The 13,284-nt window shown below is 65.3% G+C and carries 12 protein-coding genes; 6 read left to right on the top strand and 6 right to left on the bottom strand.

Annotation, left to right across the window (positions count from 1 at the left end):
• Positions 1-199 precede the first annotated feature (199 nt).
• Positions 200-2,833: a phosphoenolpyruvate carboxylase gene (gene ppc, locus HB860_RS01325; protein ID WP_202047237.1), complete on the top strand. Its 2,634-nt coding sequence runs from the start codon at positions 200-202 to the stop codon at positions 2,831-2,833.
• 80 nt (positions 2,834-2,913) lie between these two features.
• On the opposite strand, the gene HB860_RS22140 is transcribed toward ppc, so the two are convergent.
• Positions 2,914-4,395: a GGDEF domain-containing protein gene (locus tag HB860_RS22140; RefSeq protein ID WP_282101137.1), complete on the bottom strand. Its 1,482-nt coding sequence runs from the start codon at positions 4,393-4,395 to the stop codon at positions 2,914-2,916.
• A gap of 198 nt (positions 4,396-4,593) precedes the next feature.
• Between HB860_RS22140 and ybaK the strand changes: the two genes are divergently transcribed.
• Positions 4,594-5,055 carry a Cys-tRNA(Pro) deacylase gene (gene ybaK / locus HB860_RS01310; protein ID WP_202047239.1) on the top strand — a complete coding sequence of 154 codons (462 nt, stop codon included), beginning with the start codon at positions 4,594-4,596 and terminating at the stop codon, positions 5,053-5,055.
• Between the two features lie 119 nt (positions 5,056-5,174).
• Here ybaK and HB860_RS01305 read toward each other — a convergent pair whose 3' ends face one another.
• The 4 genes from HB860_RS01305 to HB860_RS01290 all read right to left on the bottom strand — a co-directional run bounded on the left by HB860_RS01305 (position 5,175) and on the right by HB860_RS01290 (position 8,303).
• Complete coding sequence (locus HB860_RS01305; protein WP_247625503.1) at positions 5,175-6,440, bottom strand: DUF1479 domain-containing protein; 1,266 nt, start codon at positions 6,438-6,440, stop codon at positions 5,175-5,177.
• A 216-nt stretch (positions 6,441-6,656) separates the two neighbouring features.
• Entirely contained in the window at positions 6,657-7,379 is a 723-nt protein-coding gene (locus HB860_RS01300) for a GNAT family N-acetyltransferase (RefSeq protein ID WP_247625502.1), read from the bottom strand.
• A complete protein-coding gene (locus HB860_RS01295) occupies positions 7,369-7,818 on the bottom strand; it encodes a rhodanese-like domain-containing protein (protein ID WP_247625501.1) in 450 nt (149 codons plus the stop codon). Before HB860_RS01295 ends, HB860_RS01300 begins: the two co-directional genes overlap by 11 nt.
• A 17-nt stretch (positions 7,819-7,835) precedes the next feature.
• Entirely contained in the window at positions 7,836-8,303 is a 468-nt protein-coding gene (locus HB860_RS01290) for an OsmC family protein (RefSeq protein WP_247625500.1), read from the bottom strand.
• Between the two features lie 142 nt (positions 8,304-8,445).
• Between HB860_RS01290 and HB860_RS01285 the strand changes: the two genes are divergently transcribed.
• Complete coding sequence (locus HB860_RS01285) at positions 8,446-9,873, top strand: PLP-dependent aminotransferase family protein (RefSeq protein ID WP_247625499.1); 1,428 nt, start codon at positions 8,446-8,448, stop codon at positions 9,871-9,873.
• 381 nt (positions 9,874-10,254) lie between these two features.
• Positions 10,255-11,166, top strand: coding sequence for a hypothetical protein (locus HB860_RS01280; RefSeq protein WP_247625498.1), 912 nt, complete (start codon positions 10,255-10,257; stop codon positions 11,164-11,166).
• Positions 11,167-11,169: 3 nt separating this feature from the next.
• Here HB860_RS01280 and HB860_RS01275 read toward each other — a convergent pair whose 3' ends face one another.
• Positions 11,170-12,054, bottom strand: a complete 885-nt coding sequence (locus HB860_RS01275) for a LysR family transcriptional regulator (protein WP_202047244.1) — start codon at positions 12,052-12,054, stop codon at positions 11,170-11,172.
• A 125-nt stretch (positions 12,055-12,179) separates the two neighbouring features.
• Between HB860_RS01275 and HB860_RS01270 the strand changes: the two genes are divergently transcribed.
• Entirely contained in the window at positions 12,180-12,581 is a 402-nt protein-coding gene (locus HB860_RS01270) for a CidA/LrgA family protein (RefSeq protein ID WP_106885769.1), read from the top strand.
• Complete coding sequence (locus HB860_RS01265; RefSeq protein ID WP_247625497.1) at positions 12,574-13,263, top strand: LrgB family protein; 690 nt, start codon at positions 12,574-12,576, stop codon at positions 13,261-13,263. The genes HB860_RS01270 and HB860_RS01265 overlap by 8 nt, the downstream gene beginning before the upstream one ends.
• The last annotated feature ends 21 nt before the right edge of the window (positions 13,264-13,284 follow it).

Raw genomic sequence — 13,284 nt, 5'->3', positions numbered from 1 at the left:
AGTAAGTTACATGACATGCTGGGACGGGACAGGTGAGGGAAATACATGTTCTGAATCGGCTTGTTATTTGACCTTGCGCAGACAATCTGGGTAGATTGTCCCCCTAAGATGACGGAGCATATGTTGTAATCGCACAACAATAAGTGAGGTCGCCTCCCGCCTGGAAGGTCAGGGGGCACCAACAAAATAAGGATGTGGAATGAACGAAAAGTACGCCGCACTACGGGCCAACGTAGGCATGTTGGGCCAGCTGCTGGGCAAGTCCATCAAGGATCATCAGGGGCAGGCCTTCCTCGACAAGATTGAGACCATTCGTCAACTGGCCAAGTCTTCCCGCAAGGGGAACGAGGCAGACAGAGAGCGCCTGCTCGAGACCCTGCGCACCCTCTCCGATGACGAGCTGTTGCCGGTGGCCCGCGCCTTCAGCCAGTTCCTCAACCTTGCGAACGTGGCGGAGCAGTTCCACACCATCTCTCGCCGCTGCGAAGAGCAGGTCTGCACCCCGGATCCCCTGGAGCAGATGTTCGCCAAGCTCAAGGCGTCCAACCTCTCCCAGGAGGCCATCATCCAGGCGGTGCGCGAGCTGGACATCGATCTGGTGCTGACCGCCCACCCCACAGAGGTGACCCGTCGTACCCTGATCCACAAGCACGTCCAGCTCAACGACTGCCTGGAGGCGCTGGAGCTCTCCGATCTGCTGCCCCGCGAGCGGGACAAGATCCTCAATCGCATCGAACAGCTGGTCAATCAGGCCTGGCACACCAACGAGATCCGCGAGCAGCGCCCGACCCCGGTGGACGAGGCCAAGTGGGGCTTCGCCGTGGTGGAGAACAGCCTGTGGCCGGCCATTCCCGAATTCATGCGCAACCTGGACGAGCGTCTGCAACACCACCTGGGTGTGCGACTGCCGCTGGATGCCGCGCCGGTCAAGTTCACCTCCTGGATGGGCGGTGACCGCGACGGCAACCCCTTCGTCACCGCCAAGGTGACCGCCGAGGTGCTGGAGCTGGGCCGCTGGATGGCGGTCAACCTCTTCTACAAGGACATCAAGGAGCTCACCTCCGAGCTCTCCATGTCCGATTGCACCGACGCCGTGCGCGCCCGGGTCGGTGACAACCCCGAGCCCTACCGCGCCCTGGTGCGCGAGTTGCGCGAACAGCTGCGCGAGACCCAGGAGTTCCTCACCGCCAAGGTGCAGGGTCAGGCGAGCGAGAGCCGCGATCTCATCAAGAGCACCGCCCAGCTGCGCGAGCCGCTGGAGCTCTGCTACCACTCCCTGCACGCCTGCGGCATGGGCAACATCGCCGACGGCATGCTGCTGGACGTGCTGCGCAAGCTGGCCTGCTTCGGTATCCATCTGGTCAAGCTGGACATCCGCCAGGACGGCGAGCGTCACGGTCAGGTCTTCTCCGAGCTGACTCGCTACCTCGGCATGGGGGACTACGCCGAGTGGAGCGAGGACGACAAGCAGGCCTTCCTGCTCAACGAGCTGAACTCCCGCCGCCCGCTGATCCCCACCGACTGGGCACCGAGCGACGAGACCCGCGAGACCATAGACACCTGCCGGGTGATCGCCGGTCACGACCCGGATGCGTTCGGCATCTACATCATCTCCATGGCCGGTGCACCCTCCGACGTCCTGGCGGTGCAGCTGTTGCTGAAAGAGGCCGGCTGCAAGTTCCGCATGCCGGTGGCGCCGCTGTTCGAGACCCAGGAAGATCTGATGGCGGGCACCGCCGTGATGGATCGCCTGCTGTCGGTGGACTGGTATCGCGGCTACATCCAGGGTCGCCAGTACGTGATGATCGGCTACTCGGATTCCGCCAAGGACGCGGGCATGATGGCCGCCGGCTGGGCCCAGTACGCCGCCATGGAATCCCTGGTGGGGCTGGCTGAAGCCAACAATATCCGCCTCACCCTGTTCCATGGCCGTGGCGGCACCGTGGGTCGCGGCGGCGCCCCCGCCCATCAGGCGATCCTGTCCCAACCGCCGGGATCCCTGCGTGGCGGTCTGCGGGTCACCGAACAGGGGGAGATGATCCGCTTCAAGTTCGGTCTGCCCAAGGTCGCCATCCACAGCCTGAACCTCTACACCAGCGCCGTGCTGGAGGGGAACCTGCTGCCGCCGCCCAAGCCCAAGGAGTGCTGGCGCGCCGTGATGGAGCAGCTGGCCACCGTCTCCTGCGATCACTACCGCAGCATAGTGCGCGGCCACCCGGACTTCGTGCCCTACTTCCGCGCCGCCACCCCGGAGATGGAGCTCGGCAAGCTGCCGCTGGGTTCCCGTCCCGCCAAGCGCAAGCCCAACGGCGGCGTCGAGAGCCTGCGCGCCATCCCCTGGATCTTCGCCTGGACCCAGAACCGGCTGATGCTGCCGGCCTGGCTCGGTGCCCACAAGGGGCTGCAGCAGGCCATAGATGACGGCCAGAAGAGCGTGCTGGACGAGATGAGCCGCCAGTGGCCCTTCTTCCGCACCCGTCTCGAGATGCTGGAGATGGTGTTCCTCAAAGCCGACCTCTGGCTGGCGGAGTACTACGACACCCGTCTGGTACCGCAAGAGCTGTGGGCCCTCGGCAAGCAGCTGCGTCAGGAGCTTGCCGACTCCATCCAGGTGGTGCTGGAGCTGCGCCCGCAGGGAGACCTGCTGGACGACCAGCCCTGGATCAAGGAGTCCATCAAGCTGCGCAACCCCTACACAGACCCGCTCAACGTGCTGCAGGTCGAGCTGCTTGGCCGCTCGCGCAAGAACCCTGAGACCCTGCACCCCGAGCTGGATCAGGCGCTGATGGTCACCATCGCCGGCATAGCAGCTGGCATGCGCAACACGGGTTGATGGCCGGGCTACCCAGCTTCATTTCCTGACATAAAAGGGCGCCTATATGGCGCCCTTGCTATTTCTGCTGTCTGGCCAGGCTAGGCAATCCGGTTGCGTCCCCGGCGCTTGGCCTCGTAGAGGCGCTGATCCACGCACAGCAGCCAGTCATCCATGCAGCGGTAGCTCATCTGATAGGGGGTGAGGCCCACGCTGATGGTGACGGCTATTGCCTGGTGCTGATGCAGGAAGGGGTGCTGCTCTATCTGCTGGCGGGTGCGATCCATGATGGCGCGGGCCTCCTCCAGGGTGGTGCCGCGCAGCAGCATGATGAACTCCTCCCCGCCGAACCTCGCCACCAGATCCTGGCTGCGCACAGCCTGCATCAGCAGACGGGCCAGCTCCTCGAGCACCGCATCCCCGGCAAGGTGGCCATGCTCATCGTTGATCTGCTTGAAGAAGTCGATGTCGATCAGGGCCAGGCAACAGGCTTCCCCCTCGGCCGGATGGCGCTGGATGTGCTCGAGCAGCACATTGGCCTGGCTGAAGAAGCTGCTGCGGTTGGGCAGCCTGGTGAGAAAGTCGTGCTCGGCGTTGAAGCGCAGTACCCGCTCCATCCGGCTGCGCTCGTCCTCCAGATTGCGGGCGTGGATCAGGGTGCCCAGGGCCGTGGTGAGCGGCTCCAGCAAGCTCACCAGGGTTTCGTCGAAGCCGCCCGGGCGGTTGGCCAGGGCTATCATGCCGATGGCCTCCCCCTTGTGGCGGATGGGGATGCCGAGAAAGCTGTCCAGATGGGGATGACCCCGGGGAGAGACGCCGCGACTCGCCGGATGACTCGGCAGATCGTTGCAGCACACCAGGGTGTTGTGGGTGACCACGTGGCCGAACAGGTTGTCGAGCTTGCTGAAGATGAGCCCCCCTCGGCTCTGGCGTTGCTGCTCGTACCAGGCGTGGGTCGCCTCGTCCCAGGAGATGTTGGAGATGGAGGGGATGTAGAGGCTGGGGCGATCCTCTTCGTACTGGATGATGCCGATGAAGCCGTAGGCGCTCTGGCTCACGCTCAGCAGCCGCTCGAACACGGTGTCGCAGGCGGAGCCGAGATTGCGATCGAGCAGAAAGCTCTGGTGGGCGGCCACGACGATGTCGAACAGCTGGCTCTGCTGCTCGACCCGTTGCTTGGCCAGCACCTCTGAGGTGATGTCGTGGGCCAGCTTGATCACCCCGAGCAGGGTCCCCGCCTCGTCGGTGACGGGCATGTAGGTGGCATGGATCCAGACACTGCCGCCCCCGCGCATGATGCGGCGAAACTCCCCCGAGCGGATCTCGCCGCTGAGTACCCCCTGCCAGAAGCTATCGTGCTTCTCCTGTTGCTCGGGGGGAAGAAACAACAGATGGGACTGGCCTATCATCTCCTCGGCCCCATAGCCGAGGAGGTCGCAGAACAACCCGTTGACCGACACCATGCGGCCATCGAGATCGAACTCGACTATGCCATAGGCCCGGTCCAGGGCGGTCAGCCTGGCAAGGGCGTCATAACGCCCCAGGGGACCCATGTCGATGAAGCTGTTTACCGGGGTATTCATGGCCAGGATTCCTTTCGATCGCCAACACCTGATCACAGCCAGTATAGGCAGGGGAAGAGACAGCCCCAGATCATAGGTGTGACGAGGCCGTTTCGCTATTGGGGCCCGCTCGAGATGCGCGCCATCGAGGACGACCACTTGCCATGCCCGTTGCCCGGGCGCAGACTGTCTGGCCTTGTTCCGGCCCGAGGAGACCCCATGACACCCGCCATCAACCTGCTGAAGAAGCTCAAGATCCCCCACAAGCTCTACCCCTACGAGTGCGAGGCCCACGACGATTTCGGCAAGCATGCCGCGACCCAGCTGGGCCTGCCCCAGGCTCAGGTGTTCAAGACTCTGCTGGCCCACCACGACAAGCAGGCGGTGGTCGCCATAGTCCCCTCCTCCGGCATGTGCAGCCTCAAGCAGCTCGCCAAGGCCACCGGGCTCAAGAAGGTGGAGATGATGAAGCCGGCCGACGCCGAGAAGCTGACCGGTTACAAGGTGGGTGGCATCAGCCCGCTGGCCCAGAAGAAGCTGCTGCCGACCGTGCTGGACGACTCCGCCATGGCCTTTGGCGAGATACTGGTGAGTGGCGGCAAGCGCGGCCTCTCGGTCGGGGTAGCCCCGGAGGACATGGTGCGCCTGATGAACTGGATTGCCGCCCCCATAGGCGAGTGATACTGCGCAAGCGATGCAGATGACAAGGGCGGCCCGATGGCCGCCCTTGTCGTTTCTCCCTGTCCCGTGACGGGTCGCACCTCAAGGCACCAACCCGATACAGCTGGCGAAGGAGGCCATCAGTCCTCCATCGCCAGCGCCCGTCGGCCATTGCGGTTCAGATCGGCCGTAGTGAAGCGATCACGCCAGTCGGTCTCGTAGTCCTCCCGCGGGAAGTCGCCCGGCGAGGCGCCAAGCTCCAGCGCCGCCCTCACCTTGTGCGCATAGACCCGGTTCTTGTCGCACATGGGCGCCGCCGGTATATACATCACGTTGCCCCAGCCTTGCTGGTCGGTGACCGGGGCCACCGAATGGATGAGATCGCAGTGCCACCAGACGGAATCACCCGCCTCCAGCGCAGGGATCGAGGTCAGGGCCTTGATCAACAAGGGGTGCCACTGCTCGGAGACGGGCAATACCCTGCCCGGCGCGACGCCGCAGAGCTCGTCTTCCGGCACGTCGTCCAGCAGCGGGCGCAGCAATATGTACGCCATCGCCTCGGGAATGGGTACCACATGGAGCAAACCCTGCCCCGGGATCATGTCGGAGAGCGCGGTCCACCCCTGGAAGGTGCGGAAGACGGAGCACTTGGTGGTGTTGTCGACCGTATACTCATCCACCTCGGTGCGGTGCGCGGCATCCCAGGGATCATAGCTGTCGAGCCGGCCATCGAAGACCCTGGCGAATACCCGCTGGTAGGCCGGCAGCAGCCAGCGCTCCAGCGCCCCCGAGTCGGTATGGGCCCCCAACCCCTTCGAGGTCGTGCCGGGCGGGCGGCGGCGGATCCGGTCCGGATAGATCACGCTGATGTCGGGGTCGAACCACCGCTTGCCATCGCGCTCGAAGGTCCAGAGCCGATTGAGGAAGGACTGCGCCGACGCCATCTGCTCGCTCTGGCGTGCCTGCATCTGTGCCTGTGACCAGTAGATGGGATAGATCTCGGGCCGCGAGGCCTCCAGAGAGCCGAAGAAGCTGTCGCCGGGGCCCTGGTAGATGTCGTCGAAGCGGTTATGGTCCAGGTACGCCAACATCGACTGATCCCAGGCCAGCGCCTGCTCGCGGGGGAAATGGCCCTTGATGACGGCACAACCCCGCCGCTTGATCAGCTCGCGCACCGACTCCGGCACGCAGCCTGCGGCGACATCGCGATAATCGAGCACCGGCCACACGGGGTCTCCGCTCGCCTTCAGCCGTTCAATCTCGGCAAGGCGCTCTTCGATCCTCTGGCTCAGCCGCCGAAACAGCGCGTTCACATCGCCAAGCCGGGCGCGCAGCGCCCGCTTCATCTCGCGGATAGCCGCCTTGTGATCGGCGGGCAGTGTTTCACAGGTAAAAGTGTCAGCCATGATATCCCTCGCTCCCTTCCTTTTTGCTTTCGTTCGAAAGACTAAAATCTTTAAATGTAAAATACAGTAAGCTGAAGTTAATGCAAGGGGAGAGATGTAAAGAGAAAGGCCTAGGTTTCTTCGGGACCTGAAGGTGGCCCGCGTGCAGAGAAGGGAGATGGCTGGGGAGATGACAAGGGCGGCTCGATGCCGCCCTTGTCGCTACCACTCATTCGCCTAGGTGCGGTGCACCTCGGCGGTCAGCTCGGAGAGTCGCAACCGCTGGCGCCCCTGCCCGTCGAAGTTATCCTCCGCCAGCCAGCGCTCGAAGGCCGTTTTCAGTGCCGGCCACTCGCCGTCTATCACCGAGAACCAGGCGGTATCCCGACTGTGCCCCTTGTCCACCCGGGCCTGGCGGAAGGTCCCTTCGTAACTGAAGCCGAGACGCAGCGCCGCCTTGCGCGAGGGCCAGTTGAGCGCGTTGCACTTCCACTCGTAGCGGCGATACCCCAGGGCGAAGGCATTGGCCATCATCAGCGCCATGGCCGCCGTCGCCAGCCGCGACTGCTGCAGGGCCGGCGAGAAGTGCAGCCAGCCCACCTCCACGCTGCCCGCGACGGGGTCGATGCGCAGGTAGCTGGCGAGCCCCAGCGCCCGGCCGCTCCCCGCATCGACAATGGCATAGAACTGGGGATCGACCTTGGCGGCGACGCCTCGCAGCCAGGCCAGCATGGCCGCCTCATCCTCGAAGGGGCCGCTGGTGAGATAGGTCCACATGGCCCCACTGTCGGCACTGAAGGCCTGCCACAGGCTGCCGCCGTGGCGCTCGGGATCAAGCGGTTCCAGGCGACAGCCCCAGCCGCTCAGCACGCGGTGAGGGGGAAACTCGGCACCCCGCCAGTCTGGCAGCGCACTCCCCAGAGGCTGGCCATGGCCGTTGAAGAGGGGTTCAGCAGGCACAGGCGATCCCCCCTTCCAGCAGCACCCCAGGTTCGCTACCGGTGGCGACGGCGAAGCCGTCCTGGCGCCACCAGTGCAGGCCGCCGATCAGCTCCTTGACTCTGAAGCCGAGCGCCGCCAGCTTGTACGCTCCCTGGGTCGAGCCGTTGCAGCCGATGCCATCGCAGTAGCAGACATAGACACTGTCCCGCGACAGCCCCTGGGTGGTCGCCGGGCTCATGGTGCGATGGGGGAAGTTGATGGCCCCCGGGATATGGCCCTCGGCGTAGTGCGCGGGGGAGCGGGTGTCGATGACCACTATGCTGCCCCCCTCACCCACCTCCCCGGCTAACAGATCGGCGGCGAGATCCGCCGGATCGGTGCGAAACTTCAACTGGGCCTCGAAGAAGGCGCTGGCCTCCAGCGGGCTCGCAACCCCGGTACTCAATACATGACTCATCCTGAACCTCCTTGTGATTACAGTGCTATCTCTGTGGTGACGACGGTGTTGACCGAGTTGGCGATAAAGCACTCCTCGTGGGCCTGGTGGTGCAGCCGCTCCAGCGCGGCGAGATCGGGCCGGCGTTCGCCGCCAAACACCACCCTGGGGCGCAGAGTGACCCGGGTGATGGACTGGCGACCTTTCTCATTCGGCTCCATAACGCCGACGGCCTCATCCCGGTAGCTCTCCACCAGATAACCCGCCCTGGCGACCAGCCAGAGGAAGGTCAGCATGTGACAGCTGGAGAGGGATGCGACGAAGGCCTCCTCGGGATCCACGTGCTCGGCCACCGAGTAAGGCAAGGGCACCACATGAGGGGAGGAGGAGGCGGGCACCCTGACCCCACCGTCAAACGCCCACTCATGGGCCCGGCTGTAGCGCTGATCGACAAAGGGTTCGCTGGCCCCTCGCTGCCAGCTGATGGTGGCACTGTATTCCGACATGCAGACTCCTTCTGTAGCCAATGTGTGTTGCCAATGGGATTGCTTCACTTCCTTGTCCACCAATGTAGCGACAAAATGGCCTTGCCACGCCGACCAATTTTGCCAATATGGGCAGACCAATTTATCCGCAACGGGAAGTGCCATGACAGTCCTGCCGACCCTCTTTGCCGACCAGCAGCAAAACGATCTTCCCCTGCACGAACAGCTGGTCCGCACCCTGCGGGAGGCAATACTGGCGGGCCATCTGCCGCTGCACGGCAGGCTGCCGGCCAGCCGCATGCTGGCCCGGGATCTCGGCGTCTCCCGCAGCACTGTGGAGCTGGCCTATGGCCGGCTGGAGGCGGAGGGGTATCTGGTGCGCAAGGTGGGAGCCGGCAGCTTCGTCGCCCTGGCGGCGGTGCGCCCAGCTCCGCGCCCGCCCCAGTCGGCGGCGGGGCTCTCCCGCCGTGGTCAGGAGCTGGCGCAAGGGGGGGCCTGCCACGAGGTGCCCGAGGTGGGCAACTCCTTTGCCTCCAGCCAGCCGGATCCCCGCCTCTTTCCCCAGGCACTCTGGGGTCGCCTGATGCAGCAGCAGTGGCGCCGGGGGGCCAGCGACTGGATGAATTACGGGGATCCCCAAGGGCTTGGGGAGCTGCGCACCGCCATCAGCAGCTACCTGGTGCAGTCGCGGGGCGTGGTGTGCGAGCCGGAGCAGATCCTGATCCTCACCAGCTCCCAGCAGGGCATATTGCTGGCGACCCAGCTGCTCATCGATGCCGGTGACACCGTCTGGGTGGAGGATCCGGGTTATCCCGGGGCCCGCACCGCCATGGAGAGCGCCGGCGCCCGCATCCATCCGGTGCCGGTGGACGCCGAGGGGCTCAACCCTGCCGGTGAACACCCCAGCCCCAGGCTCATCTACTGCACCCCGGCCCACCAGTACCCCCTGGGCGTGCCCATGAGCCTGCCGCGCCGCATGGCGCTGCTGGCGGAGGCCGAGCGGCGCGGGGCCTGGATCCTGGAGGACGACTACGACGGGGAGTACCAGTACGATCAGCGGCCGCTCCCCGCCCTGCAGGGACTGGATAGCCAGGGGCGCGTCCTCTATGTGGGCACCTTCAGCAAGGTGCTGTTTGGTTCCTTGCGCCTCGCCTACCTGGTCTTGCCACGCCCCCTGATGGAGGCCTTCAGCCGGGCCCGCGCCGCCGTCGACGGCCACAGCAACCAGCTGCAGCAGGCGGTCACCGCGGACTTCATCCGCGCCGGCCACTTCGCCACCCACCTGCGCCAGAGCCGCCTCGTCTACCAGAGCCGGCGGGATCTGCTGCTGGCCGAGCTGGCCGAACACTGCCCCAGGCTTACCCCCATCCACAGCGGCGCCGGGCTGCAGTGCGCCGTGCTGCTCCCCGCCGGGGGCGAGGCCCGCTGGACAGAGGCGGCCAACGCCCGGGGGCTGGGGGTGCGCCCCCTGCGCCAGTATCACCTCGCCCCTCCCACCCGGGAGGGCTGGCTGCTCGGCTTCGGCTGCCTCGACAACCAGACCCTGCGCCGGCTGTGTCGTCAGCTGGGTGCCCTGATGGAAACCCTCTGAGACGAGCCACACAAGTCAGAGGTGTTGGGGCAATCCACTGTGTCGCCAATCGGGCTTGTTGATGGAACCGCTTGGGATAGGCCTGGAGGCCCGATGCGTCCGGGCCCCAAAGCCGTCTGGGGCCAGGCCCAGAGGTCAGAGGAGCCGGGGGCCAATCGCACTGTGTCGCCCATCGGGTTTGCTTATGAAAGCCGTCTGGGGCCGGGTTCAGAGGTCAGAGGAGCCGGGGGGACAATCGCACTGTGTCGCCAATCCGGTTTGCTTATGAAAGCCGTCTGGGGCCAGGCCCAGAGGTCAGAGGAGCCGGAGGCCAATAGGGCTGTGTCGCCGGTGGGGCAGCGAACTATAATGGGCACAATCCCGTTGTAGAACCCGGCCAAGATGTATCGACTCCTGCTCCTGCTCCTCACGCTCTCCCTCTCCTCCTCCCCGATGGCGGCCACCCGATTTACCCTGCTCAGCCCGGAAAACGAACAGGATGCCCGCATGGACTACTACCGGGAGGCGATGCGGCTGGCGCTGGAGAAGACCCGCCAGCAATACGGCGACTACGAACTGCATGACTCCCTCAAGATGAACAAGGCGCGGATGCGGCTCGAGGTGCAAAAACCGGGCAAGAGTGCCCTCTTCATCGTCGACAGCTGGCCCCAGAAGACGCCTCACCCCGAGGTCAGCCTGATCCCCTTCCCCATCGATCTCGGCATTCTCGGTTACCGGGTCTGCTTCGTCGCGGCTGACCGCGCCAAGGATCTGGCCGGGGTCCGTACCCTGGCCCAGCTTCAGGCGTTCAGTCAGGGGACAGGCAAGGAGTGGCAGGATGCCGACATCCTGCGCCACAACGGCTTCCAGGTGCAGGAGGTGGACAACTACGAGTCGCTGTTTCGCATGGTGGCCCGTGGCCGGGTCGATCTCTTCTGTCGCGGCGCCAACGAGATACTGGCGGAGTGGGAGACCCACCACCCCAGGCTGCCGACCCTCGCCGTCGATCGCCATGTGGCCCTCTTCTACCCGCTGATCCACGCCTTCTACAGCCATGCCACCTACGACAAGGAGCGCGAGCGCATCCAGCTCGGCCTGCGGCTGGCCTGGCAGGACGGCTCACTCAAACGGCTCTGGCGCCAGCACTTCCAACCCTCCCTGGCGTTCACCCAGCTGGCCTCGCGCCAGCTGTTCAGGCTGAGCAACCCCCAGCTGCCCGGCGAGGGGAGCGACTACAGATCCTATCTCTATGATCCGGCCCAGGATGCCTTCGGTGTGCCTCCCCACGACAAGGAGGATAAGATCGGCAAGTAGCGCCTAGCCCCGCGCCCCCTGCTCGCGACACAGGGCGAGCCAGGCCTCGGCGGTGCGGGAGAGGTAGCGCTTCGCGGGCCAGATCACCCCGAGCCGCCAGCTCAGCTCCGGCAGCAAGGGCCTCAGCACCAGGCCGTCCGGGGTCAGCCGCCGGCAGATGGGCTCGGGCAGGAAGGCGACCCCCATGCCGCTGCGCACCATGGCAGTGAGAAAATCCCACTGGCTGCTGCGCGCCGCCACCTGGGGCACGAAGCCCGCCTGCCGGCAGGCCTGCTCCAGCCGCTCGCTCAGGGTGAAGGCCTGGGTGTAGAGCAGGAAGGGCTCCTCCTGCAGATCCGCCAGCCGGATCTCGCTATCCCCGCGCCAGCGGGGCAGGTCAGGCAGCACCACCTGAATGGGATAGCAGTCCAGCTCCAGGGCGCTCAGCACCCCCTCTTCCCTGGTCGGCAACATGGTGATGGCGAGATCCAGCTCCCCCTCCAGCACCGCCTGCTCGATGCGGCGCCCGCCGTACTCGACGATGGAGAGCTCCACCTTGGGGTAGCGGCTGCGGTAGGCGCGGATGAGATCCGCATAGACGTGGCCCACCATGGGGGGGATGCCCAGCGCCAGGCGCCCGTGCTGCAGGCTCTGCAGATCCGCAAGCTCAGCCTCCAGCTGCTGCATCTGGGCCAGGATCAGCTGGCCGCGGGCAAACAGCACCTGGCCGCTGTCGGTCAGGGTGAAGCTGTGCCCCTCCCGATTGAGCAGGGGCTGGCCCAGCTCCTCCTCCATGCTGCGGATCATCTTGCTGATGGTGGGCTGGGTGACGAACAGCTTCTCGGAGGCGCGGGTGAAACTCTTCTCCCGCACCAGTTCGACAAAGTAACGCAGGGCTCGGATATCCATGGGACGCTCGTCTGGGGTGATCGCCAAATAATGCCAATTTGGCATATTTTTCATAATTTAAATTCATTTTTTGCAGGTTTGGCCCCCGCTTATACTGTGACCAGGTTCACAGAAAGACGCCCATCATGAAAGCCTTCTGCCTTCGCTGGTTGCAAACCCCCTTCCAAATCGCCCTGCTGGCGGCCATCTGGCTGCTGGCCGACACCGCGGTACGCACCTTCCACCTGCCCCTGCCCGCCAACCTCACCGGCATGCTGCTGCTGCTGATCTGCATCCTGCTCGGGGTGGTCAAGGCCCAGTGGTTCAGCGCCGGGGCCCGCTGGCTGCTGGCGGAGATGCTGCTGTTCTTCGTCCCCGCCGTGGTGGCCGTGGTCAACTATCAGGATCTGCTGCTGCAGGAGGGGTGGCGCATCATGGTGGTGCTGGTGACAAGCACTGTGCTGGTGCTCGGCACCACGGCCCTGGTGGTGGACAGGGTCTATCGCCTGGAGCTGAAGCTGGCCCGCCGGAGTCGCCGCCATGTCTGACACCCTGCTCGGCCTGCTCTGCTTCGTCCTCACCCTGCTGTTCTACTACGCCAGCAAGTGGCTCTATGGCAAGAAGCGCATCCTGCCCCTGATGCCGCTGCTGCTGGCCCCCGCCCTGCTGGTGGCCGTGGTGGTGCTGTTCCACATCCCCTATCAGGACTACATGGCCGAATCCCACTGGCTGCTCTGGCTGCTGGGCCCGGCCACCGTCGCCTTCGCGGTGCCCGTCTACGAGAACCGCGCGCTGATGCGCCGCCACTGGCTCTCCCTGTCGGTGGGGGTGATCGCCTCTGTGGTGATGGCGGTGGGCAGCACAGTACTGCTGGCCCGCTGGCTCAACCTCTCAGAGCTGCTGCAGCGCAGCATGGCCATGAGATCCATCACCACCCCCTTCGCGGTGGAGGCGACCCGCTCCGTGGGCGGCAACGCCGATCTCACCGCCCTGTTCGTGGTGCTGACCGGGGTGATCGGCATGGCGGTGGGGGAAAGCGTGCTGACGGTGCTCGCCATCCGCAGCCGCCTCGGCAAGGGGGCGGGCTTTGGCGCCTCCGCCCATGGCGCCGGCACCGCCAGGGCGTACCAGATGGGCAACGAGGAGGGGGTGGTCTCCAGCATGGTGATGATGATAGCCGGCATGGCGACTGTGCTGCTCGCCCCCCTGCTGGGCAGGCTGTTCTGGTAAGGCATTACGACCACCAACGAG

This window comes from Aeromonas genomosp. paramedia, from assembly GCF_023093515.1.
GTDB lineage: Bacteria > Pseudomonadota > Gammaproteobacteria > Enterobacterales > Aeromonadaceae > Aeromonas.
The sequence above is the reverse complement of the archived record's forward strand: the minus strand, read 5'-3'. Positions and strand labels throughout refer to the sequence as shown.

Excerpts from the sequence above, each read along its gene's own strand:
- ppc (WP_202047237.1), top strand. The coding sequence starts at position 200 with ATGAACGAAAAGTACGCCGCACTACGGGCCAACGTAGGCATGTTGGGC.
- HB860_RS22140 (WP_282101137.1), bottom strand. The coding sequence starts at position 4,395 with ATGAATACCCCGGTAAACAGCTTCATCGACATGGGTCCCCTGGGGCGT.
- ybaK (WP_202047239.1), top strand. The coding sequence starts at position 4,594 with ATGACACCCGCCATCAACCTGCTGAAGAAGCTCAAGATCCCCCACAAG.
- HB860_RS01305 (WP_247625503.1), bottom strand. The coding sequence starts at position 6,440 with ATGGCTGACACTTTTACCTGTGAAACACTGCCCGCCGATCACAAGGCG.
- HB860_RS01295 (WP_247625501.1), bottom strand. The coding sequence starts at position 7,818 with ATGAGTCATGTATTGAGTACCGGGGTTGCGAGCCCGCTGGAGGCCAGC.
- HB860_RS01290 (WP_247625500.1), bottom strand. The coding sequence starts at position 8,303 with ATGTCGGAATACAGTGCCACCATCAGCTGGCAGCGAGGGGCCAGCGAA.
- HB860_RS01285 (WP_247625499.1), top strand. The coding sequence starts at position 8,446 with ATGACAGTCCTGCCGACCCTCTTTGCCGACCAGCAGCAAAACGATCTT.
- HB860_RS01280 (WP_247625498.1), top strand. The coding sequence starts at position 10,255 with ATGTATCGACTCCTGCTCCTGCTCCTCACGCTCTCCCTCTCCTCCTCC.
- HB860_RS01275 (WP_202047244.1), bottom strand. The coding sequence starts at position 12,054 with ATGGATATCCGAGCCCTGCGTTACTTTGTCGAACTGGTGCGGGAGAAG.
- HB860_RS01270 (WP_106885769.1), top strand. The coding sequence starts at position 12,180 with ATGAAAGCCTTCTGCCTTCGCTGGTTGCAAACCCCCTTCCAAATCGCC.
- HB860_RS01265 (WP_247625497.1), top strand. The coding sequence starts at position 12,574 with ATGTCTGACACCCTGCTCGGCCTGCTCTGCTTCGTCCTCACCCTGCTG.